This is a genomic window from Pararhodonellum marinum (genome assembly GCF_015354735.1).
In the GTDB taxonomy this organism is placed as follows: Bacteria; Bacteroidota; Bacteroidia; order Cytophagales; family Cyclobacteriaceae; genus Pararhodonellum; species Pararhodonellum marinum.
This window is the reverse complement of the sequence record NZ_JACEFJ010000001.1, coordinates 312,248-335,142: the sequence shown is the minus strand read 5'-3', so window position 1 is coordinate 335,142 and position 22,895 is coordinate 312,248. Positions and strand designations below refer to the sequence as shown.

General features: G+C 41.2%; 23 protein-coding genes. 13 read left to right on the top strand and 10 right to left on the bottom strand.

The genetic code is table 11. The features are described 5' to 3' along the window. Positions 1-17: 17 nt before the first annotated feature. From H1A14_RS01440 to H1A14_RS01415, 6 genes are all read right to left on the bottom strand, one after another. Complete coding sequence (locus tag H1A14_RS01440) at positions 18-1,088, bottom strand: alanine racemase (protein ID WP_194774419.1); 1,071 nt, start codon at positions 1,086-1,088, stop codon at positions 18-20. A gap of 2 nt (positions 1,089-1,090) precedes the next feature. Beyond that, positions 1,091-1,531: a GNAT family N-acetyltransferase gene (locus tag H1A14_RS01435; RefSeq protein ID WP_194774418.1), complete on the bottom strand. Its 441-nt coding sequence runs from the start codon at positions 1,529-1,531 to the stop codon at positions 1,091-1,093. 18 nt (positions 1,532-1,549) lie between these two features. Continuing rightward, positions 1,550-2,974, bottom strand: a complete 1,425-nt coding sequence (locus H1A14_RS01430; RefSeq protein WP_194774417.1) for a sodium:solute symporter family protein — start codon at positions 2,972-2,974, stop codon at positions 1,550-1,552. Between the two features lie 237 nt (positions 2,975-3,211). Continuing rightward, positions 3,212-3,961 carry a succinate dehydrogenase/fumarate reductase iron-sulfur subunit gene (locus H1A14_RS01425; RefSeq protein ID WP_194774416.1) on the bottom strand — a complete coding sequence of 250 codons (750 nt, stop codon included), beginning with the start codon at positions 3,959-3,961 and terminating at the stop codon, positions 3,212-3,214. 28 nt (positions 3,962-3,989) lie between these two features. After that, positions 3,990-5,924, bottom strand: coding sequence for a fumarate reductase/succinate dehydrogenase flavoprotein subunit (locus H1A14_RS01420; RefSeq protein WP_194774415.1), 1,935 nt, complete (start codon positions 5,922-5,924; stop codon positions 3,990-3,992). 11 nt (positions 5,925-5,935) lie between these two features. After that, entirely contained in the window at positions 5,936-6,622 is a 687-nt protein-coding gene (locus H1A14_RS01415; protein ID WP_194774414.1) for a succinate dehydrogenase cytochrome b subunit, read from the bottom strand. 453 nt (positions 6,623-7,075) lie between these two features. On the opposite strand from H1A14_RS01415, the gene H1A14_RS01410 reads away from it, so the two are divergent. The 4 genes from H1A14_RS01410 (at position 7,076) to fabD (ending at position 12,009) form a co-directional block, all read left to right on the top strand. Further along, complete coding sequence (locus H1A14_RS01410; RefSeq protein WP_194774413.1) at positions 7,076-9,856, top strand: T9SS type B sorting domain-containing protein; 2,781 nt, start codon at positions 7,076-7,078, stop codon at positions 9,854-9,856. Then, on the top strand, positions 9,853-10,266 hold the full coding sequence (locus tag H1A14_RS01405; RefSeq protein WP_194774412.1) for a thiol-disulfide oxidoreductase DCC family protein: 414 nt from the start codon (positions 9,853-9,855) through the stop codon (positions 10,264-10,266). Before H1A14_RS01410 ends, H1A14_RS01405 begins: the two co-directional genes overlap by 4 nt. Before the next feature lie 99 nt (positions 10,267-10,365). Further along, on the top strand, positions 10,366-11,007 hold the full coding sequence (locus H1A14_RS01400; RefSeq protein ID WP_194774411.1) for a carbonic anhydrase: 642 nt from the start codon (positions 10,366-10,368) through the stop codon (positions 11,005-11,007). Positions 11,008-11,133: 126 nt separating this feature from the next. After that, a complete protein-coding gene (gene fabD, locus H1A14_RS01395) occupies positions 11,134-12,009 on the top strand; it encodes an ACP S-malonyltransferase (RefSeq protein WP_194774410.1) in 876 nt (291 codons plus the stop codon). Between the two features lie 237 nt (positions 12,010-12,246). Here fabD and folK read toward each other — a convergent pair whose 3' ends face one another. Beyond that, positions 12,247-12,726, bottom strand: a complete 480-nt coding sequence (gene folK / locus H1A14_RS01390; RefSeq protein ID WP_194774409.1) for a 2-amino-4-hydroxy-6-hydroxymethyldihydropteridine diphosphokinase — start codon at positions 12,724-12,726, stop codon at positions 12,247-12,249. Between the two features lie 73 nt (positions 12,727-12,799). On the opposite strand from folK, the gene sppA reads away from it, so the two are divergent. Further along, positions 12,800-14,557 carry a signal peptide peptidase SppA gene (sppA, locus tag H1A14_RS01385; RefSeq protein ID WP_194774408.1) on the top strand — a complete coding sequence of 586 codons (1,758 nt, stop codon included), beginning with the start codon at positions 12,800-12,802 and terminating at the stop codon, positions 14,555-14,557. 22 nt (positions 14,558-14,579) lie between these two features. Here sppA and H1A14_RS01380 read toward each other — a convergent pair whose 3' ends face one another. After that, a complete protein-coding gene (locus H1A14_RS01380; RefSeq protein ID WP_194774407.1) occupies positions 14,580-15,500 on the bottom strand; it encodes a flavin reductase family protein in 921 nt (306 codons plus the stop codon). A 154-nt stretch (positions 15,501-15,654) separates the two neighbouring features. Beyond that, a complete protein-coding gene (locus H1A14_RS01375; RefSeq protein ID WP_194774406.1) occupies positions 15,655-16,338 on the bottom strand; it encodes a hypothetical protein in 684 nt (227 codons plus the stop codon). A 191-nt stretch (positions 16,339-16,529) separates the two neighbouring features. Between H1A14_RS01375 and H1A14_RS01370 the strand changes: the two genes are divergently transcribed. After that, positions 16,530-17,486 carry a hypothetical protein gene (locus tag H1A14_RS01370; RefSeq protein WP_194774405.1) on the top strand — a complete coding sequence of 319 codons (957 nt, stop codon included), beginning with the start codon at positions 16,530-16,532 and terminating at the stop codon, positions 17,484-17,486. Positions 17,487-17,578: 92 nt separating this feature from the next. Here the strand turns inward: H1A14_RS01370 and H1A14_RS01365 are convergent, their stop codons facing one another. Beyond that, positions 17,579-19,042, bottom strand: coding sequence for a hypothetical protein (locus H1A14_RS01365; protein WP_194774404.1), 1,464 nt, complete (start codon positions 19,040-19,042; stop codon positions 17,579-17,581). A 295-nt stretch (positions 19,043-19,337) separates the two neighbouring features. Between H1A14_RS01365 and H1A14_RS01360 the strand changes: the two genes are divergently transcribed. From H1A14_RS01360 to H1A14_RS01330, 7 genes are all read left to right on the top strand, one after another. After that, positions 19,338-19,682, top strand: a complete 345-nt coding sequence (locus tag H1A14_RS01360; protein WP_084120660.1) for a PadR family transcriptional regulator — start codon at positions 19,338-19,340, stop codon at positions 19,680-19,682. 56 nt (positions 19,683-19,738) lie between these two features. Further along, positions 19,739-19,969 carry a DUF433 domain-containing protein gene (locus tag H1A14_RS01355; protein WP_194774403.1) on the top strand — a complete coding sequence of 77 codons (231 nt, stop codon included), beginning with the start codon at positions 19,739-19,741 and terminating at the stop codon, positions 19,967-19,969. Next, positions 19,969-20,316 carry a DUF5615 family PIN-like protein gene (locus H1A14_RS01350; protein ID WP_194774402.1) on the top strand — a complete coding sequence of 116 codons (348 nt, stop codon included), beginning with the start codon at positions 19,969-19,971 and terminating at the stop codon, positions 20,314-20,316. The genes H1A14_RS01355 and H1A14_RS01350 overlap by 1 nt, the downstream gene beginning before the upstream one ends. A gap of 118 nt (positions 20,317-20,434) precedes the next feature. Then, positions 20,435-20,623 (top strand): hypothetical protein, encoded by a 189-nt coding sequence (locus H1A14_RS01345; protein ID WP_194774401.1) that lies wholly within the window; start codon positions 20,435-20,437, stop codon positions 20,621-20,623. 118 nt (positions 20,624-20,741) lie between these two features. Next, positions 20,742-21,452, top strand: coding sequence for a hypothetical protein (locus H1A14_RS01340; protein ID WP_194774400.1), 711 nt, complete (start codon positions 20,742-20,744; stop codon positions 21,450-21,452). Between the two features lie 11 nt (positions 21,453-21,463). After that, on the top strand, positions 21,464-22,132 hold the full coding sequence (locus H1A14_RS01335) for a hypothetical protein (protein ID WP_194774399.1): 669 nt from the start codon (positions 21,464-21,466) through the stop codon (positions 22,130-22,132). Next, the gene (locus tag H1A14_RS01330) at positions 22,129-22,821 is read left to right on the top strand and encodes a hypothetical protein (RefSeq protein WP_194774398.1); all 693 of its coding nucleotides are present in this window, start codon (positions 22,129-22,131) and stop codon (positions 22,819-22,821) included. Before H1A14_RS01335 ends, H1A14_RS01330 begins: the two co-directional genes overlap by 4 nt. Positions 22,822-22,895: the final 74 nt, after the last annotated feature.

The window sequence follows — 22,895 nt, the reverse complement described above, 5'->3', positions numbered from 1 at the left end:
AACCAATAAATTCCCCTTCATTTAACCCGTTTTTCAATGTAATCAGAATTGAGAACCGCCAAAGCGCCCATGTACTTAAGGTTGAACTTCATCAGGTCTCCCACTTTGTATTGGTTGGGGTTTTCGCCCAAGTTGAGGATCAGCATATCAGAACTGGCTCCCAGAATTTCAAAATCTTCATCTGCAGGGATCAAATATTTTGGGTCCACATCCAAAAGACCAATGTCAAGGATAGCTCTGAAAGAGGATTTTCCATAAAGTTTTTCATCAATTTTTACGATGTCTCCTTGGGGATTTGCCGCTAAGGAGCCAATGGGAAGCAATGGTTTCTCCTGCATTTCGATGATTTCAGCATTGAGTTCAAACACGTCCCCATGCATTCCTTCTATCACTTTTTCTTCAAAAAGATCCACCCCAAAAAACAAGGTCTCTCCCACCCTGAAATGATTGACCCCTTCTGGAAGCTGTTTGGTCAGCATCAGTGGAATCGTTACAGAAGTCCCGGCAGAAACCCAAGGTATGACTTTGTTGAACTTAAGCTCTATGATCTGCTTATAGAGACAAAGTTGGATGAGTTTGTCAGTGGAAGGCATTACTCCATTGAGACAATTTAGATTTGTCCCAAGACCTATCACATTGATGTTAGGTAATTCAAATACCCCGGCATAAAAATCCACAAGGTGGTCGCCCATTACTCCTTCACGGAGGTCACCTGTCTCCACCATGATGATGATTTTATGGGTTTTATTCTGACGAACCGCTTCCTTGCTGATCCATTGGATCGTAGTCAATTCAGAATTGAGGCTAACATCAGCATAGGTCACCATGTCCGGGATGTTTCTTTTGGAAACCGGTTTGATGTAGACGGTCTGCACCTCGGGATTGATCGATTTTATTTTAGCCAGGTTACTGATCCTGGAATCATGTACCTCATCTACGCCCAAATCAATAAGTTCTCTAAGATAAAGCTCATTGCCACAAAGTAATTTGGAGACCACACCCCAGGCAATCTCACTTTCATTGAACATCTTTTTAAGATGTTCAAAGTTTGATTTGAATTTTGAGCGGTCTAAATTGATAAATGCCATGTTTATTTTTTAAGTCTCATTTCCAGATACTTGTTGGTGAAGCCTAGCTTCTCATACAATATTTTCGCTGGATTGTCAGCTTCTACGTGCAGGGCAATGTCACCATTGGCCATTTCAATGGCTGTTTTCATCAATTTCTTTCCGACTCCTTTACCCCTCTGACTGGCATGAACGGCTATATAAACCAGGATATTTTCGGGTATGTACCCAGACATGCCTGTTTTATTCATGATCACGGCACCTACGATTTTATCATCTTCTCTGGCTAAGACAACAAACCCTCCCTTGTCTACTGCCTGATCCAAAGCATAGTCCAAACATTTCATGATGTGGTGATGAGGATCGCCATACTCATCCAGGTTTTCAAAGAGAAAATCTGCAATTTCCTTTTTCTGCAAGTAGGTGGCATGATCTATGGCGGTCAGGGTTTCTATTTTGAACATATCGAAGCTATTTATGATTTAATTTCGTTTGTTATATAAATACAACCAGTTAACTGTCAGAAACGTTGCTAAAGAGGCAAAAACTCCGAAAAAATTTGGATCCAAATCTAAGGGCAAAGGCAAATTCAGTAGCGTGAGCGTTGCGGTCACCCCACCACCGGCCACCATGGACAAAAGTGCTGCCTTAGGGTTTCTTTGGTTCCAGAAAAGGCCTGCAATTATGGGAACCAAAAGTCCGGAAACCATAAAGGCATAAGAATAAAGCATCAGTTCCAGCACATTGGTCATATGGAGGGCAATCAACAAAGCAACACTTCCTATCAGTAAAGTCAGCAGTTGACTCCAGCGCATGCCTATGGCGTCAGATTTACCTTTCAACCATTTTCCCATCAGGTCTGTGGTAAGGTTTCCTGATGCAGCCATCAGGCATGAATCTGCCGTGGACAATACAGCAGAAAAGTAGGCTGACATCATCAATCCCATGATTCCTGCGGGTAAAATATTGCTTAACAATATGGGCAGCCCCATTTCAGGATCCAGCACGCCCTGCGTTTCGGCAATCAGCCCCTGTTCGAAGGCGACTTTGGCCAGCAAGCCCAGGGAAACCCCCATAAATGCCATGATGGGCCATTCAAAAACCCCAGCGATGTACCAGGCCGTTTGGGCGGATTTCACATCTCTGGAGGCATAAATCCGCTGATAAAGTGTCATTCCTACAAACCAAATTGGTAGGATGGTAATTCCCCAATTGGCCAAGTCCTGCCATCTTAGGTTGGAGAGGGAAAAATATTCAGGGGGCAGCGTTTCTTTAATGGACTCCCAGCCTCCTACATGAAAATAAGCCATAGGTAGTCCTATGAAAATAAATCCCAGCATAAGGATGATCCACTGAACCGTATCAGTATAAATGACCGCTTTTAATCCGCCCAATACCGTGTAGATCACCGCAATGATGCCCATGATCAGAAGGGCTGTGTTCAAAGGCAAAGCCTCAAAGGTGCCAGAGGCCAATTTGGCACCGGCAAGCAATTGGGAAGAAGTAAAACCAAGGTAGCCCACAAAACAGATGATGGCTGCAGCTATGGCCACCTTAGGGCCGAAGAGGTATTTGAAGATTTGGGGAAGGGTGTAGAAACTTTCGAAAGCCGGTTGAGCTTTCACCTTGGGAATCAAAAATACCGCAGCCAACCATGCTCCCAGTAATCCGGTGAACAACATCCAGCTGCCTGAAAGTCCCATAACAAATCCGAGACCTCCGAGACCTACTGAAAATCCCCCTCCTACATCGGTGGCTACCACAGAAAGACCGATATGCCAGCTACCTATATTTCTGCCTCCGACATAGTAATCATCCTGCCCGGCATTTTTTTTCATGAAGTAGTATCCTACTCCCAACATGACCAACATGTACCCGACAAAAATGCCCAGGTCAATGTAATGCATTCCTTACCTTTCTTTTTGTAAAATTTATTTCATAAGCGCGTCAAAATTACCATGAAATAGACGCAAATGCCAAGCAAACCGAGATTACTTGGTTTATTCCTTGAATTCGTTATAAAAAACCTTTAACATCTTAAAGTTTTTTGGATGCCCTCAATTCTGATTGGCTTTTATACCGTAGAATGAAAAAAGCCGGAACAATCCGGCTTCCCATTCATTTGCATTATTTAGGCGTCCTTCTTAGACATTGTTGCTGCTGACCACAGCGGAGAAATATTCTCTATTCATCCTTGCAATATTGGTGAGACTGATTCCTTTGGGGCATTCTGCTGAACAGGCACCCGTATTGGTACAGGCTCCAAAACCTTCTGCATCCATCTGGGCTACCATTTTTTCTGCCCGGTCTTTTCTTTCTACCTGTCCCTGGGGCAACATGGCCAATTGAGAGATTTTAGCTGAGGTGAAGAGCATAGCAGAAGCATTCTTACATGCTGCCACGCAGGCACCACAACCTATGCAGGTGGCTGCATCGAAAGCTTCATCTGCCATTACCTTTGGAATAGGTATTTCATTGGCATCTGGAACACCGCCTGTATTCACAGAAACATATCCACCAGCCTGAATGATGCGGTCAAAAGCCGAACGATCCACCACCAAATCCTTTAAAATTGGAAAAGCAGAAGCCCTCCAAGGTTCGATAGAAATGGTATCTCCGTCTTTAAATGACCTCATGTGCAATTGACAGGTTGTTGTTTGCTGAGGTCCATGAGGTTTTCCGTTGATATGTAAGGAACACATGCCACAGATTCCTTCCCTGCAATCATGGTCAAAGTGCACAGGATCCTCTCCTTTTTCTGAAAGGTCCTCATTGAGAACATCCAGCATTTCCAAAAATGACATGTCCGCTGAAATGCCTCCGATTTTATATTCTTTAAAACCGCCCTTATCAGCGCGATTTTTCTGTCTCCAGATTTTTAATGTTAAATCCATTTTAATCTTTACTTAAAATTTTTAAAGTTTACTTGTAACTTCTCTGAGTCAATTTCACATTTTCAAACTCTAGCGGTTCTTTGTTCAATTCTTCCTCTTTTCCTTCCCCCAAATATTTCCATGCAGCTACATAAGCAAAATTCTCGTCATCCCTTAAAGCTTCTCCTTCTTCGGTTTGGTACTCTTCCCGGAAATGGCCTCCACAGGATTCCTCCCTGGCTAGGGCGTCATCGATCATCAACTCTCCAAGCTCAATAAAATCTGCTACACGATTCGCTTTTTCCAAAGACAAGTTCAATTCTTCGGCTGATCCCAGCACCCTTACATTAGTCCAGAATTCTTCTTTTAATTCCTTGATCATGGTTTTGGCTTTGCTCAGGCCATCTGAATTTCTGGCCATACCACAGTAATTCCACATGATCTTTCCCAATCTTTTATGAAAATGATCCACGGACTTCTCTCCTTTGATGCGGATAAGTTTTTCTACCCTTTCTTTGATCTCCGCCTCTGCTCTTTGAAATTCTGGATGGTCCTCCGAAATCCTTTCAATGGTATTCTGTGCCAGATAATCTCCAACTGTGTAAGGAATCACAAAATAACCATCTGCCAGTCCCTGCATCAAAGCAGATGCCCCAAGTCGATTCGCACCATGATCAGAGAAGTTGGCCTCTCCTAGAGCGTAAAGTCCAGGAACGGTGGTCATAAGGTTATAATCCACCCAAAGTCCTCCCATCGTATAGTGAACAGCAGGATAAATCATCATGGGTCCTTGGTAAGGATTATCTCCGGTGATTTGTTGGTACATATCAAAGAGGTTGCCGTATTTGGAACGTATGGTATCTTCTCCGTCTCTTTGAATAGCATCTCTAAAATCTAAAAACACTGCCTCTCCGGTTTCATTCACTCCTCTTCCCTCATCACATACGTATTTGGCATTCCTGGATGCCACATCCCTTGGAACAAGATTACCAAAAGAAGGATATTTTCTTTCCAGAAAATAGTCTCTGTCATCTTCCTTGATGTCATTGGCTTTGATTTCTCCCTTTCTTAGTTTCTCGGATAATTCCACTGTAGCTGGTACCCACACTCTTCCATCATTTCGGAGAGATTCTGACATCAGGGTCAATTTAGACTGATGATCCCCGGAAACAGGAATACAGGTGGGGTGAATTTGTGTAAAACAAGGATTGGCAAAATACGCTCCTTTTTTGTGAGCTCGCCAAGCAGCGGTCACATTGGACCCCATGGCATTGGTGGATAAGAAAAAGACATTGCCATATCCTCCAGTGCAAAGCAGCACTGCATGAGCGCTATGGGATTCTATTGCCCCTGTCACCAAATTCCTGGTGATGATACCTCTTGCCTTTCCATCAATCTTTACCACATCCATCATTTCTGTCCTTGGATACAGCTTAACTTTTCCGTTGGCCACTTGTCTGCTTAGGGCTGAATATGCTCCAAGTAAAAGTTGCTGTCCCGTTTGGCCTCTAGCATAAAACGTCCTTGAAACCTGGGCCCCACCAAAGGACCTGTTGGCCAACAGTCCCCCATATTCTCTGGCAAAAGGAACACCTTGGGCCACGCATTGATCAATGATATTCACTGAAACCTCAGCAAGCCGGTATACATTGGCTTCCCTAGCGCGGTAGTCTCCCCCTTTTACTGTATCGTAAAACAAGCGGTAGATTGAATCTCCGTCATTTTGGTAATTTTTTGCAGCATTGATTCCTCCTTGAGCGGCAATGGAGTGTGCCCTTCTCGGGCTGTCCTGAAAACAGAAAGCCTTGACATTGTAACCAAGTTCCGCTAAAGAAGCCGCTGCTGAAGCACCAGCCAGTCCGGTACCAACCACGATGATGTCATATTTTCGCTTATTGGCCGGATTGACCAACTTCATGTTAAATTTATGTTTGGTCCATTTCTCGGCCAATGGACCTGCGGGTATTTTGGAATCCAGTATCATATAAGAACCTGTTATTTCAAAGATGTAAAGTATAAGTAAACCGGCATACTAGCGAAGATAATAGGAACGCCAATGGCATAAATTTTCCCAATCATTTCAATGGCCGGTGAATATTTCCTGTGGTTGAGCCCCAATGTTTGAAAAGCACTGGCAAAACCATGCGACAGGTGAAAGGCAAGAAAACCCATGGCTATGACATACAATGCGACCAACCATTCTTGCCTGAAAGCAAAAACTACCACGCTGTAGAGATCTTTGTATTCCTGTCCGTCATAGGTAACATAAGGAATGTCTCCCCAATGCATCTTTGCCCAAAAACCTTGAAGGTGAACCACCAAAAAAACCAAAATGATGGTGCCGAGAATCCCCATGTTTCTGGAGGACCAAGAGCTGTTGGTTTCAGGTCTGTTCACTGCATAGTTTATCGGCCTTGCTTTTTTATTGTAAGAAGTTAGAAGGATGGAGTAAACCACGTGGCCTAAGATAGATATGTAAGTCAGATAGGACAAAATCAGGATTGCAGGATTGGTGGTCATGAACTTGGCATATTCATTGAATGCCCGACCCCCATCTCCTTTAAACAGCAGTAAATTACCTGACACATGCCCAGTCAAGAACAGGATGAGAAAAAGACCTGTCAGTGCCATCACAAGCTTACGACCTAAGGTACTGTTTAAGGTTTTGGTTACCCAACTCATAAATGTTTTATCTTTTTAGTGTGGATTGTTTATTTTGTTTCTTGAAAGCCAAATTTACATGTGGAAACAATAGCAAACAATCAATACCCAAGTGATTCACCTTATTTTAAATAGTTCTAAATAGTATTGAAATTTGCGGTTTTTAAGCCTTAATGGGATAATTTTTTAACCATCTGTTTAATTTTTTTGTTTGATTTTAATAATAAAATCTACTTAATTGACATTCTTTCGTATATAGTCTAATGGTAAAAAAGAACTATTTGAATGCTATTTGAACGTATTTGCAGAACACCAAAAGGAGAGTAAGGTTTTAAAATGCCAATAAATCTGACAATCCTTGCCTAAATCTTTCCCTTTCAACCAATAAATTTGAAAAAACGCTCACTTATTTACCCTACAAAAATCGTTATATTGGGACATCATTGGCAATTTGAACGACATTATTAAGGAAATATGAAATTGAAATACGGCCTTTTACTTTTCCTGTGCATATTTTTCACAGTCCTCTATCAAGCATCCGCCACCCACATTCGCGCAGGTGAGATCATCGCAGAACGTATATCTGTTCAGACACTTACCTATAGAATCACGGTTGTGGGTTACACTGATACCCGGTCAAATGTGATTTTTGGTCCCGGTACCATAAATTTTGGAGATGGCAGAGAGGAGAGGCTCAATACAGAAAGTGAGTTTTCTTTTGTGGAGTCTTTGGGAAATCAGATTGAGAAAAACACATTTGTCATCACCCACACGTATCAGGGACCTGGAAATTATACCATCCGCTTTCTGGAATTTAACCGGAACGATTTGACCCTGAACATGGACAATTCGGTTGAAACGCCTTTTTATGTAGAAACTCTGATAACCATCGATCCCTTTTTTGGCGTCAATAACTCAGCCATTTTGACCATCCCCCCAGTGGACAATGGTGCGGTCAACCAACGATATATTCACAATCCAGGAGCCTTTGATCCCGATGGAGATAGCTTGGCTTATGTATTGGACATTCCAAAGCAAGCTTTTCAAAGACCTGTAAACAACTACAGAAGCCCTGCTTCCGGAGAGTTTAGTTTCAGCACCCAAGATGGTACCGGTGCCCCGTTTTTGACTTTAGATCCGCTTACCGGTGATTTGATTTGGGATGCTCCTGGCATAGCCGGGCAGTACAATGTAGCTTTTAGGATTGAGGAATGGAGACGGGTAGGCGGGGAATTTATTCGGATTGGGTATGTGGTCCGGGATATGCAGATTATTATAGAAGACACGGATAATAGGCGACCGGAATTAATCCTACCTCCAGATCTATGTGTAATAGCAGGTACCAATATTGAAGAAATCATACAGGGCAGCGATCCAGATGGGGATCCCATTAGAATTGAAGTATTTGGTGAACCTATGGAAATCAATACCTCCCCTGCATCCTATAATCCGGTTTCTGTATTCCAACCCAGCCCCGGCATCATCAATTTTGACTGGCAGACAGTATGTGGACATGTTAGAGAAAGAGAGTATCAGGTAAGGGTTAGGATAACTGATCAACCACGGTCCGGTCCTGCATTGGTGGACATACAGACCTGGAACATCAAAGTAGTAGGACCACCCCCTATCATCGAAGACATTGAACAGGGTCCAAATAGATCAGCAGAAATCGACTGGGAGCCTTACACCTGCGGCAACACTGCCGAAACCATGCAGATCTGGCGAAGGCTCAACAGCGATCCCTACGAACCTGATTCCTGTGAAACTGGTATCAGGGCAGGTTATGAACTGGTAGGGACTACAGACATGAATACCTTCAATTTCATCGATAACAATGAAGGAATGGGATTGGCACCAGGCAATACTTATTGTTATCGGTTAGTTGCTGCCTATCCTCAGCCTAGATCAGGCTTAAGTATTGTTTCTGAAGAATTTTGTGTGATTATCGAAGTGGATGTGCCCATCATTACCAATGTGAGCATTGAGGAAACAGATGAGGAAAACGGGGAGATATTTGTGAAATGGACTCCCCCATATGACATAGACTTAGATCAATTTCCAGGGCCTTTCACCTACGAATTGTTGCGTGCTGAGGGCTTTACCGGGACTCAAAACCTGACCAGCGTAACAGTTACCGGTGATACCTTATTTACCGATACCGGCCTTAATACTGCTGGGCTTGTGCATAATTATCGTGTGATTCTCAAAGACAGGGGAACCAACATTGATACTTCCAGCATTGCATCAAGTGTAAGGTTAGAGCCAACCATCATCAATGAAGCCATAGAATTGAGGTGGACTTTCGATGTGCCATGGAACAATCAGATTTCTCAGTTCCCTCATGAGGTTTATAGAAATAAGACGGATCCTGACGCCCAAGATGAAGATACCTTTAACCTAATCGCGGAGGTGAATGTCACGCAACAAGGCTTTATTTACTTGGATGACGGAAGCCACAATGGTATACCGTTGAGTAAGGACATAGAATATTGTTATTTTGTTATCACCAAAGGTGCATATGACATCGACATCCTTACATATCCCTTGGAAAACAAGTCACAAATCATCTGTGCCAGACCGGATGATGACAGGCTGCCCTGTCCTCCCGTATTGACGTTTGAAGGGCCAGAATGTGAGGTATACCTTGAAGACAAACCCTGTAATTTCAGTAGTTACTTCCATGATCTAAGCTGGGAGCCTGATTTTTCAGGTGTCTGTGATGATGAACTGAGTGCATACCGACTTTATTATTCTCCAGAAGGTGAAGAAGGAAACTTCAGTCTAGTGGCCACGCTGAGTGCAGTACAAAGAAACACGCGCATCAGCGACTTAACCAACTACAAAGGATGCTATTACATCACAGCAGTGGATCGCTCCGGAAATGAAAGCGAGCGAAGTAACATCGTGTGTGTGGACAACTGTCCGAATTATGAACTACCCAATGCCTTTACCCCCAACTCAGATGGAGCAAATGATACCTTCCAAGCCTATGACAATCCATTCCCCCGTTGCCCTAGATTTGTGGAAGATGTTTCGATTCAAATTTATAACCGTTGGGGAGTTTTGGTTTTCTCTTACAATACCAGAGACACTTCCCTTGAACGAAATATCTTCATCAACTGGGATGGAAGGGATAAAAATGGCAATGAGCTTCCTGCTGGCACTTATTTCTATTCTGGCAGTGTATTGTTTGATGTGTTCGACCCAGCTAACCGTGAAAGGAAACTAAAAGGAACCATTCAGATCATTCGATGAGTCGATTGCAGGATGCGTATGGCTTGATCCTTTTCGATGGGGTATGCAACCTTTGTAACCATGCAGTGGATTTTATTCTGAAACGTGACAAAGCCAGGCTTTTTAAGTTTGGCTCACTTCAGGATCAAAAAGTACAGGAAATTTTAAAAAACTTCTCAATTAAAGGAGATTTCTTGGACTCGATTGTATTGATTCAAGGTGACAAGGTCTACTATAAAAGTCGTGCTGCGCTTGAAATCAGCAAAAAACTCAAGGGGCTTTGGCCCCTTTTTTATATTTTCATCCTTGTTCCGGTTTTTATCAGAGACCCTGTATATGATTGGGTTGCCCGTAATCGGTACCGATGGTTTGGCAAAAACGATACCTGTAGGATCCCAACACCTGAGGAAAAAGAACATTTCATCACTTGATTGTACTTGTTAAAATATCAAATAGATAACCTTAAATTTCTAAGGACGTTAGTTTAAATTAACCTTTAATTTCAATTATAAATTATTAAAAGAACCACCATGGACATCAAAAATGTATTTAAAAACAATGAAAAATGGATCGCTAAGAGACTTGAAAAAGATCCTGAATATTTTACCAATCTCGCAAAAGGCCAAAACCCAGATATACTTTACATTGGCTGTTCCGATAGCCGGGTGACAGCAGAAGATTTGATGGGTGTAAACCCAGGGGAGGTTTTCGTGCATAGGAATATCGCCAATATGGTGATCTCCATCGACCTAAATATGAATTCGGTATTAAATTATGCCGTTGATAACCTGAAAGTAGATCACGTGATTGTATGTGGACATTATTTTTGTGGTGGTGTGAAGGCTGCCATGCAAGCTGCTGATTTGGGTATTCTGAATCCGTGGCTGAGAAACATACGGGATGTATATAGAATCCACAAAAATGAATTGAACGCAATTTCTGATGAAACAGAAAAATACAAGCGATTGGTAGAATTGAATGTGCAGGAACAGTGCGTCAACCTGATCAAGACTGCTGTAGTACAGAAAGCCATCAAAGGAAGGAATATGCAAATTCACGGGTGGGTTTTTGATGTGCAGAGCGGCCGATTGATAGACCTTAAGATTGATTTCAAGAAAATCCTGGAAGAAATCATGGAGATTTACAATTTAGGAGAAATGTCTAATTATTAGAATTTTTTCCATCAATTTTCCGCGCTATTTGCGAGGAATAAGAAGCGGCTATCCTGATGGCTGCTTTTTTTAATATATTTGTCTGATATAACCTTAACCGATCACTAGCAAATAAACCATCCACTTATGAAAGCCTATATTTTTCCCGGACAGGGAGCTCAATTTTCAGGCATGGGGAAAGACCTCTATGCGGATCATGCTGAAGCCAAAAAGCTTTTTGACAGAGCCAATGACATACTTGGGTTCAATATCACCCAGATCATGTTTGAAGGCAGTGATGAGGAACTAAAACAAACGAAAGTCACTCAACCTGCCATATTTTTACATTCTGTGGTTTTGGCTTTAACAGCCCCTGATTTTAATCCCGATATGGTTGCAGGACATTCATTAGGGGAATTTTCGGCCTTGGTCTCCAATAAAACCCTATCTTTTGAAGATGGCCTCAGTCTAGTCTACCAGCGCGCATTGGCCATGCAGGAAGCCTGTGAGATCAACCCCTCTACTATGGCTGCTATTTTAGGCTTAGAAGATGCCATAGTAGAGGAGATCTGCGCTGGCATTGATGGAGAGATTGTAGTGCCTGCCAATTACAATTGTCCTGGTCAGTTGGTGATTTCAGGCTCTATCAAAGGAATCGAAATCGCTTGTGAAAGAATGAAAGAAGCCGGTGCCAAGAGAGCCCTCCCCTTACCAGTGGGAGGTGCATTCCATTCTCCGCTGATGGAGCCGGCAAGAGAAAAATTAAAAAAAGCCATTCTGGAGACCAAATTCACTGCTCCAATATGTCCTGTATACCAAAATGTAAGCACCATAGGCGAAACAGATGTGGAAAAAATCAAAGACAACTTAATATCACAGCTCACGGCACCTGTAAAATGGACCCAATCTGTCCAACAAATGGTTACGGATGGGGCCACACATTTCATAGAATGCGGGCCGGGTAAAGTTTTACAGGGATTGGTCAAAAAAATTCATAAAGAATCAGAAGTAAGCAGTATTTAATTAAATGGTTATCCGCTGCTTTGCCACTAACCCAATATTCTTCTTCAAGAGGGTCGGAAGTCCCCCGCCTCGTCGGGCAGGCCCATCTGTCGTCGGACAGGCCCGCCTACCGGCGGACAGGTATGTATGGGACATTTCAGTTTGGTGGCGAGAATTATATTGAATTACCTTTTTCTGGTATCAATGCGTACATACATGTTGAATTAAGGATAGGATAAACCAGATCAGTTGGTTTCTTCAAAAAATAGGATGGACTTGTGCATCATCCTTACATTCTTCTAGAAGCGCTGATACTTTTAGTCCCAAAATTGGATGGACAAAATCAGGAATGAGGTCACAGAGCGGTTCCAATACAAAGCGCCTTTCGGCCATGGATTTATGCGGTATGGTAAGGTGGGGGTCATTGATAATCTCTTGACCAAAAAAGATGATATCAATGTCCATGGTTCTGTTTCCCCATCTCAGCACTCTTTTTCGACCCATTTCCTTTTCTATTTTTTGGATGATTTCAAGAACCTGATCTGCTGAAAAAGTTGTCCTGACCAAGATGGCCTGGTTGAGGAATAAACCTTCCGACTGCCCGCCCCAAGGAGATGTTTCGAAAATTCTGGAGGAGTCTACCCATTCGAATTCCATAGCCAACCTATTTCGAGTTCTCTCCAAGTAATTGAGTCGATCTCCTAAATTTCCGCCAATCAAAAAAACTACTTCCTTCATGACAGGTTAATAATTTAATTAAATTTATACATTCAACAAAAAAGGACTAATTTCGCCTTCAAATTAATTAAAAATGAGATTCTTAAGCAACGTATTGGCTGTCATTGTCGGCTTACTGGTTTTTTCAGTTCTGGCATTTTTCATGTTTGCAGGGATATTGGCCCTTGCTTCCAGTGATGAAAAGGTTACCATCAAAGAAGGTACTGTTCTACACCTCAATCTGGAGAACAGGCAATTGGTGGAAAGGGGGAAAGATGATGATTTAAACCTTTCCGGTTTTCCTGGTTTTGGTTCAATCCCCGAAGTAGGCCTCAATCAACTTAAAACCGCCATTAGAACGGCGAAAGATAACGATAATATCAAAGGCATCTACCTCCAATCTGGAATCATTTTCAGCGGACCGGCTATCCTGGCTGAGCTAAGGGATGAGCTGGAGGATTTCAAAGAAAGTGGCAAATTCATTGTTGCTTATGCTGAAATCTACACCGAATGGGGTTATTTTCTCGCCTCTGTTGCAGATGAAATTTATTTGAACCCCTCTGGATTGATGGAGTTCAATGGGCTGTCCTCGGAAACCCTTTTCCTTAAGGGGCTTTTTGAAAAACTAGAAGTTGAGCCTTTGGTCTTTAGAGTAGGTGATTTCAAAAGTGCCGTAGAACCTTTTATTCTTGACAAGATGAGTGAAGAAAGCAGGCTACAAACCGAGGCATTTTTAAATGACATCAACAATTATTCTCTGGAGAAAATTGCGGTAAGCCGTAGCATTGATCTGGTGAAAATGACTGAAATCAATCAAAAAATGCTAGCCCGCAAAGCCAAAGATGCTGTAGAACTTGGGTTGATTGATGGGCTTTGGTATGAAGACCAGATCAGGGATCTTTTAAAAGAAAAACTGGACTTGAAAGAAGACGATAAAATTTCTTTCATCAACATCACCAGGATCAACAAAACCGCCAAAACCAAAAACAGAAGCTCTCAAAACCGTATAGCGGTCATTGTTGCAGAAGGGGACATCGTCAGTGGAAGTGCGGAAGGAAGCATTGGGTCCAAAACCTTTGCCGAAGAAGTACGCAAAGCGCATAAGAATGATGCTGTCAAAGCCATAGTGTTGAGGGTAAATTCTCCAGGTGGATCCGCTTTGGCCTCCGAAGTGATCTGGCGTGCGCTTAGCGAAGCGCAAAAAGAAAAACCACTGATCGCTTCCATGTCCGAACTGGCTGCTTCCGGTGGCTATTACATATCAGCTCCTGCCGACACCATCGTGGCCCAGCCCAATACCATCACCGGTTCCATTGGTATTTTCGGCCTGTTTTTTAATGCGCAAGGCTTGCTTAACAACAAACTTGGTATTACCACTGATGTTGCCAAAACGGGCGAATTATCTGACTTTCTCGACATATCCAGACCCATGCGGGAAGAAGAAAAAGAGATTTTCCAGAATCAGGTTGAAGAGGGTTATGATATTTTTCTGACCAGAGTAGCTGATGGAAGAGGCATGAGTAAGGAAGCTGTGATGGAAGTGGCATCCGGTAGGGTTTGGAGTGGTCTTCAGGCAAAGGAAAAAGGATTGGTAGACATACTTGGCGGGCTTGATAAAGCCATAGAGATCGCAGCACAAAAAGCCGGGGTGGCTGATGATTACAGAGTGGTGTATTACCCGGCCCAAAAATCAACCCTTGAGCGGATTTTGTCTCAGCTAACAGATGATGTACAGACCTTTTACGGAAGGATGAAATATGGTGAATTGTACGGGCTTGTGCAACAAATCGAAATGGCCAGAAAATTTGAGGGCATCATGATGAGAATGCCTCAGGAAATGACCATCAAATAAAAAAGCGGGTAACCCCGCTTTTTTATTTTTCCTGAAGTAACGCCATCCAGGCTTCCTGAATTGATCCCTCTTTCAGTTTCTCTTTGGCGTATTCATGTAGGTGAAAAAGATAACTTTCCGCATCATTTTGAAATCTGATCTTCATCTCTGAAATCTCGGGCTTTTGACCGAATTCAGTTATATCTGCCTCTGAGGGAAGGCTTTCTACGTTACCTAGCTTACCCAAATCATTTCCGGAGAGAACCACACTTTGTCTTATGGCTTCTGGAATCTGATCCACCCCTATTCCTTTGTTTCGGATGGGCTTTTCGATTTCAAACAGAGCTTCTCCCTGTGCTCTGCAATACCAGTCTCCCCCCATTCTGGCCACAGCATCCAATTTAAAGGGATCAATTTTCCCGTTGGCGTCAAGTATGCTTTCGTTGATATGGGCCAAAACTATTTCGCAAACCACCAAATTGGCAGCTCCACCCTCTTGTCCATATGGCAATACATCCAGCACAATGCATTCAAAAGCCACAGGTGCTTCCTTTACACGAGGAGGCTTGACCTTCGTCGAAGGAACAGGTGTCAAGCCTGCTTTAACAAATTCGTTGATTCCCTTCTCGTATTCGGTACTTGCCAGGGACATTTGCTCCACCATGGCAAAATTGACAATATTGATGACGGCTTCTTGTACCTCCAAAACATTTTCCAGGGAATGTTTGGTCGTATTGTCCCTGACCCGCCTGGAAGGGGAGAAAATCACCAGTGGAGGATTTGAACCGAAGGCGTTGAAAAAACTAAAAGGGCTCAGGTTGACATTTCCTTCCCGATCCACTGTACTGACGAAGGCGATAGGCCTTGGAGCTATGGCGCCAAGCATATAGCCATGAAACACTGGGGTACTTACATCTTTTGGATCTATGGTCTTGGTAGAGGTTTGGATGGGCGGTATAGGCATAGATTCTGTTCTATAATGATAAAATAATTAAATATAATACGGCAGGTTTGCTGGATAAAACACAAAACAAACTAGATACATTCACCTTTAAGCCAAAGCTATCAAAAAAACCCATCGCATAATCCTGCTCCAATGACCATTGTAACCAAAAGCACTATTTTTTCCTGAACCAAGTATCTGTATTAAATCCAAATCCGACAAACAAACCAGTATAGGAACCACTTCCTGTCAAATAGAGTTGTTGGCTTCCGGATTCGTAGCCCAGGTTTTCAAAGTTATTGAATCCTTGCTGATGTCTTATACCAAGAATCAAATAATTGTTTTTGATGGGGTATTGAATTCCGGCTTCAATACGCCCTATAGGGGAAAAATTTGTCTTTGTAGGTTCGGGGGGGAGGTTTCCCGAACTAAAGAAACTTCTTGGCTCTCTGTCCATAACAACACCCAGTGAGCCCTGTAAAAAAACATTGTATTTTTCTTTTTCCCAAACTCTCCTGAGTCCCAGGGAAAAATTCCCGAATTTATTTTGAAAAGAATTTCTGTTGTTATCAAAAGAAAAATCAGGTCCTATTTCCTGATACCTGACATATCTGATCAAATATTCCGCCTGAAGGGACACCTGATAACTTGGGGCAACTTTTTTCAGTAAATTGATGCCTAAATGTGGACTGATGTTACTGGATAAAGTAACGTTAGATTGGGGGGAAATAATCTCAGAATTAAAATAGGAATAGGATGGCCCACCGTAGACCTCTATGTTAAAATTATCTTGACCATAAGAAGACAAAGACAGCAAACCAAGTAAAACAATTAGAAAATTTAGCCTGTGATTAATCATAACGTAAAATTTAAATGGTATAACAAACCTAATTTTTTATGATTTATAAAAAAATTTAAAAATTATAAATTTTGTTAAAATAAATATAATTATACCTAAAAATTATAGTCTAAATTAGTAATCCGAACATTTTGTAACATCGAGTTTAATAACTAACCAGCACCTAATCAAGTACAACCTAAATTTTAAATATGATTATTTGGATTTTACTACTCAGCGTTACAGGGCTGATCATTTCATTTTTGTCATTGCGAAACCGTGACCGGGTTGAGGTTCGGGAAGATGATCCTACGGACTATCTCAAGGGCATGTACCTATTGAAAATACCCTATCAAAAGGTTGTTACCGGTTATTTTGGTATCATGCTTTTGGTATACGGGATTGCTGCCATTAGGGGTGGCAATCCAGACATTTTGGATCTGGCTTGGTTAATCCTTACCAGTACTGCCTTTTTGCTATTTCTATATAAATGGGGCATTAGTTTAACAGAACAAATATCTTTCAAAGCTTCTACCCTTATTTATGCTTTGATTAACGCTGTTTTGATTTATTTGATCATTCTTAAAATGGACAGCCCTTTTGATAAGTTACAGCTGATCCGCGACTATACTTTGGCCCTGCATCTTTTGGGCATGACGTTGGGTTTGGGTGGCACGCTTATCCTTGACATTTTGATTTTCCACTTTATGAGGGATTTCCATATCAGCAAGAAGGAAGCGGTCATCATGCATTTGATATCTCAATTGATCCTGATTGGGCTTATTTTGTTGATCGTCAGTGGGGTGGCACTATATTACACCCAACCTGATGTTTACTTGGCATCGGATCGTTGGCTGATGAAAATGACTGCGGTGGTTTTCCTTACCATTAACGGATTATTTTTGAATTTTTACATGATGCCTAAAATCGAACAGCTTTCCCTGAAGGAGGAAGATACAGGAGACAACAAAACCCTCAAAAGAACGGCTTTTGCTGTAGGGGGAATCTCTATGGTATCCTGGTTGGCGGCATTTGTCTTGGCCATGATCAAAGACCTTGAAAACTTTCCTTACCTGTATATGCTGATTCCTTACCTGGTTCTTATCGGCCTTGCCATTGGAGGGAGCCAATTTGCTAAATCCAAAATGGAAAAGGATGCGAAGGAGTAAACGCTACGTGTAAGCGTGCGAAAATTCAGAATTAATTTAGTTTAATTTACAAATACTTGGTAAATTTTTTATTTGGGGCATGCTGCCAACTATTATGTCTTCAAAGCTAATTTCTTCTGTTTGTTGAGGATATTCAAAGGTAGTTTCCAGCCAAAATCGAACCTAAACCCATTTAAAGTGGCCTCTTGCTCAAATTGTATATTTGTGGCTTCCACCTGATAGTCCGCTTCGAATCTGCTGATGACAGGAGACCCAAAATTCCTCGAAACATTCAAACTCATAAAACTTGAATTAAACACAAGAAACTCCAAGTGCATCCCTGCATTGAAAAACATATACTTCCGTACTTCAATAGGCAAAGGCCTGACCACACCTGTCAGGTCAATCCTAGTGCCATCTTCAAAAATAACTCCTCCACTTGTGGTCCGATGGATGTAATTGTTCTGTTGGGTGTTGTCTTTCAACAAAAAGTAAGAACTAATACTCGGCCCAAATCGAATAGTCTCGAATTCGGAAATCGGAATATCATACTTGAAAGTCAAAGGAACGAAAGGTGTATTGATGCCATAAACCACCCAATCGGTCCAAAAAGGCTGATAAGACCCATAATCCAATGAGATATTATTGCCCGCAGAAAATTGTCCATAACCGCTCTCAAAGGAATACCGGCCCATTTTATACCCTAAAACTGTACTGAACTGCCCACTGCTGTTAAAATAAATGTCCTGCCTTGGAGTTATCGGATCTTTAATCCTAAAACCTCCATAAGCCATCAGGTAAAAACCATCAGCATTGGCCAGTTCATTTTTAATCATCTTATTTTGATTATAGTACCGTTTGGGGATTTTCTTATTATGCTTGCTCCAATTTGACGTATTGATCCCATAACCCAAAAATGTGGATGCAAATGAACCATTGCTTTTTACCTGATGAACAGCCATTTGTTCGTCCCTATTAAAAATTGGGATATTGTAATGTTCCATTCGGTAAAGGCCTTGTTGGTACCTAAGACCGATGAGGAAATAATTGTCCCTCCGATTGAAAATTTTATAGCCTACCTCAGCATTCAGTCCAAGACCTAATCTGCTTCTGAGCAGTCCTGTATCAATCCCGTCAATAGCCTCTCCATTGCTTATCAGGTTAAAAGGTGCGGGAGGAAAAATTACACTGAGACCAGTTTGCCAATAAAACCCTTGGTGATTGGGATTGAGGTAGGACTTCCGTAACATCAAACCAGTCTGAAAGACATTTTCCCCTAAAAAGGTAAATGGACTTAAATTATTGTAAGTGCCAAAAGTCCTCCAATGATTCCTCTTGACCAAATCCAATTGAAGCCCTAGCTCAAGATCATTTCCTAATCCATAATAACCCGCTAAACTCCCATGCCATGCTAACTTGGTATAAGATCGATAATCGGGTTCAAATGCAGAATTCTCGAAATTCAAATAAGACTTTGAAGGACCTCCTTTCAACTCCAAACTAAATTTGCCTTGGGCTTTAGCTAAAGTCATAAAAACAATCACCATCAATCCTGTAAATCCAATCCTTAATTTCATAAACAGGAGGTTTATATTAAAACATGCTATTATAACTAAAGATTGGTTAGATTATTTTACTGGATCAGAAATTAAAAAAACATCACTTATTGAATCTAAATTTTTTGCTCCCCGCCACTCGGGGCAGGCTTTGGCTATTTTTCTAATCTCTCGCTTTTTTACACTCCCCTTCCCTCATTCTAAACGAGGTCAAAAAAAGACCTCAAAGGTTTAATCTTAAATCTAAAATAATACCCAACTTTCTTATGTATATAATTTTTTTATATATTTGTCTTACTGATGTATCATAGCAACCATGTCAAACAATAACCTGATCAAAGGAAGCCTGCAGACCATCATCCTCAAACTCTTGGAGGAAAATGATAAAATGTATGGCTATGAAATCACCCAAAGGGTAAAAGAACTTACCGAGGGGGAAATTAAAATTACAGAAGGTGCCCTCTACCCTGCCCTGCATAAATTGGAAGCAGAAGGTATGTTGACCACTGAAATCCAACAGGTGGATAACCGGGTAAGGAAATACTACAGCCTGACCAAAAACGGCCACAAGGAAGTCAGCGCCAAGATGTCAGAGCTGCAAAGCTTTGTTGGTAATTTGCAAAGGATATTGGATCCTGAATGGAAACCGGGGTTGGCTTAAGGTCAAACCTTTGAGGTTTTGGGAGTACAGAACAAACCAAATTCATATAAAAAACTATGAAAAATTTAATTACCAGAATCACGATCAATCCTGATGTCGCCCATGGAAAACCGACAATCAGGAATACACGATATGCTGTTAGCTTTATCCTAGAGTACCTCGCTGGAGGCGATACTGTTGAGGATTTATTGAAAGAATTCATAGACCTTGAAAAAGAAGACATCTTGGCCTGTTTAGCTTATGCTGCTCAAATGGTAAATACGAAAGATTTTAGAATTAGTGCATAATGAAGTTCTTATTGGATGCAAACATCCCTCCGTCTCTTGCGGATGATCTGATCGGTCACTGGGTAGAACATGTTACTTCTTTCCCTCTAGGAACATCCACAACTGACGGTGAAATTAATGAATACTGCTACAAGAATAATTGCATTCTTATCACAAAAGATTCAGACTTTTATGACACATTTGTATTATTTAAAAAGCCCCCTAAGCTAATTCTTGTTAAACTAGGAAACCTAAGAATCCGAGAATTGAGGGCTTTTTTCAGAAAAAACTGGGATTTAATTGAATCACTAATCAGCAAGCATTCCTTAATAATCCTCACCCCCGAAAGTATAAAGGCATTACCGTGACACGCCAACTAACCAACATAAAATCCCAAGAGATCCGAAAGACCCTTATATGGAAAGAGATTTCTTATGCAGAAATCCTAATGGAAGTCTGGAAAATCAATTCTAAATCATCATTGGTATGAAACTCAATAGGCCCCAGATCGAAGAGATGAACAAATCAATCAAATTGAGCATCAATTATAAGGAAATCCGTTCAGAATTGGTCGATCATTTGGCTTCCTCTATCGAAAATGAAAAAAAACAAGATTTCATTTCAAGTGGCTGTAGAAAAGCAGCCTTCAATGCTCAATCTTGGAAAGTTCCATAAACAGGTTTTGCTCAACATCCACCTTCGTGCCCCTGTTTATGGCCATTTTTATTGGACAATTGATCATCGGGGTAAAAATGGTCGGCAAAACTTATGATAAAATGAAACTCGCAAACTCATGAATCTTTCCTTCGACCAAATCAAAAAATTGCATTACCATATCAATGGAAAGCATATCCCCTACATTGAGGTGAGGGATGAGGTATTGGATCATTATCAGACAGCCTTGGAGAAAGAGAAAGAAAGGTCTTTTGAGGAGGTATTGGCAGAGCTGGATGAAACATTTACGGATAAATATTGCAGACACATTGCCGGAAGATACCTTCAAAATCTAAGAGCAGAATACCCCTCAAAATTCAAAGAAGAATTTTTTTCTCTATTTTCTATAAGAAAAATTTGGATCCCTTTATTGGTGCTCGGGCTTGTCTTAATGCTGTCTATTTATGTTCCAAAGACTGGTGTACTAATTCATTTATTGAACAGCATCATAATTTTATCTTTCACAATTGAAAACTGGCTAATCGCAAAATACTACCCCAACAATGAAAAAATGCACCACTATCGTCTTATCGATAAGAAACCTATTTTTGCCCACACCAAAGCAGCTACCCCTAAAGGCTTTGCCATATTGCATTTAGTCTGTTTCATAATGGTCTTTATTCCTCTACTTTTTATTTACCTAATGGAAGGAGGTCATGAAAATGACTCAAGTACAGTATTCCAACCTCCATATCTCTATGCTACCGTTATCGGTGTGTGGATTTTTCTACTAATGATGATTGTAAGATCCCAAGCTAAAATCAACCTTTCAAATTCTCAACTTAGCTAACAACAATTGTCATGAGAACGCTATCTGAAAACGAAATTCAAAGCATCAAAACCCGGCTAAATCTGCGCTTGATTGCTTATCAAGAAATCTATGATGAGCTATTGGACCATTACGTCACTGCATTGGAACAGGTTGCTCCTGAAGAATTTGCCAGTAAAGTAGAAGCATTGGATAATGAATTTGCCTGGTCAGTGGTGAGGGGAATGGAGAAAGAGCTCCTCAGTTCTGTCAGCCATCAAATACAAAACTCTCAACTTGCAGCACTTAAAATTTGGAAATTGGATTGGTGGAAGGTACTGGGGATTTTTACTTACACTTTTTTTCTTGTGATGGTTTATCAATTCATCAGTTTAGATGTCATGTTGGTTTTCTCTATTCTACCGGTAGTGGGCATCTTGGTGGCTTTACTTTACCATTCAGGCAATTCAATTTCTTTTTCCCGTGATCCAAAAAACCATAGGCCAAAAAATGTAATCCTTCAAGCTGCATTGGGAAGGTATGTGTTGATCTTCAATTTCCTCAACGCGTTTTTCATGGTTACTGCCACCTTTCTGAACATCCACGGTTTTGAAAGCTGGGCAATGGTATTGATGATCTGCTATACTACTATTTTGAATATTTATGCACTATCTCTTTATGGTTGCATCAACCTCCGTACTTTTAAGCTTATCAAATCATGAAACTCTCCAAAGACCAAATCGAGCAACTCAAAAATTTCATTTCCTACAAAGGCTATCGCGAAATTGATGTGCAGTATGAGATCCTGGACCATGTGGCCTGTAAGGTGGAAGATTTAATAGAAGAAAATCCAAAGCTGAGTTTGCCTGAAGCTTTTCAAAAAGTGCACGCTTCTTTTGGGATTTTTGGGTTTTCAGAATTGGAGGAGTCATATAAAAAAATGATCCAAAAGAGGCTGTGGGGATATTATTGGCAAGAGCTAAAGCAGCTGTTTACTAGCTACAAAATCATCTTTCCCATCGGTCTTTTGTATCTTTTTTTTCAATCCTCGATTTTGCTTCGGGATTCAAGGGCATGGCTGCTCATGGTTATGGTATGCTTACTCATTTCATTTGCCTGGGTGGTAATGCGGTATTGGGGCAAACACAAAAAATACAGAAAATATGCTTCCTACATGTCCTCCAACAGTGTCTTTCAAATCACCAATTTCGGGATAATAGTCTGTATGCAGGGTTATTCATTTTTTTACAGACAGGAAGGTTCGCAGGACAGTCTTTTTACCCAGATCTTGATTGGTGGATTACTCGTTTCGATTGCTTTACTCTTTGTCAGTATTTTTATTCTGCCCAGCGTATTGGATAGAAGTATTGCGGATACTGAGGATTTGATCAAAGTTTATGGGGAGTCTTAGATGTTCTGAGTTTTTAATCGGCTATACCCACAGTACCTCACCCAACAGATTATTTGTAAAATGCCAAAATGATT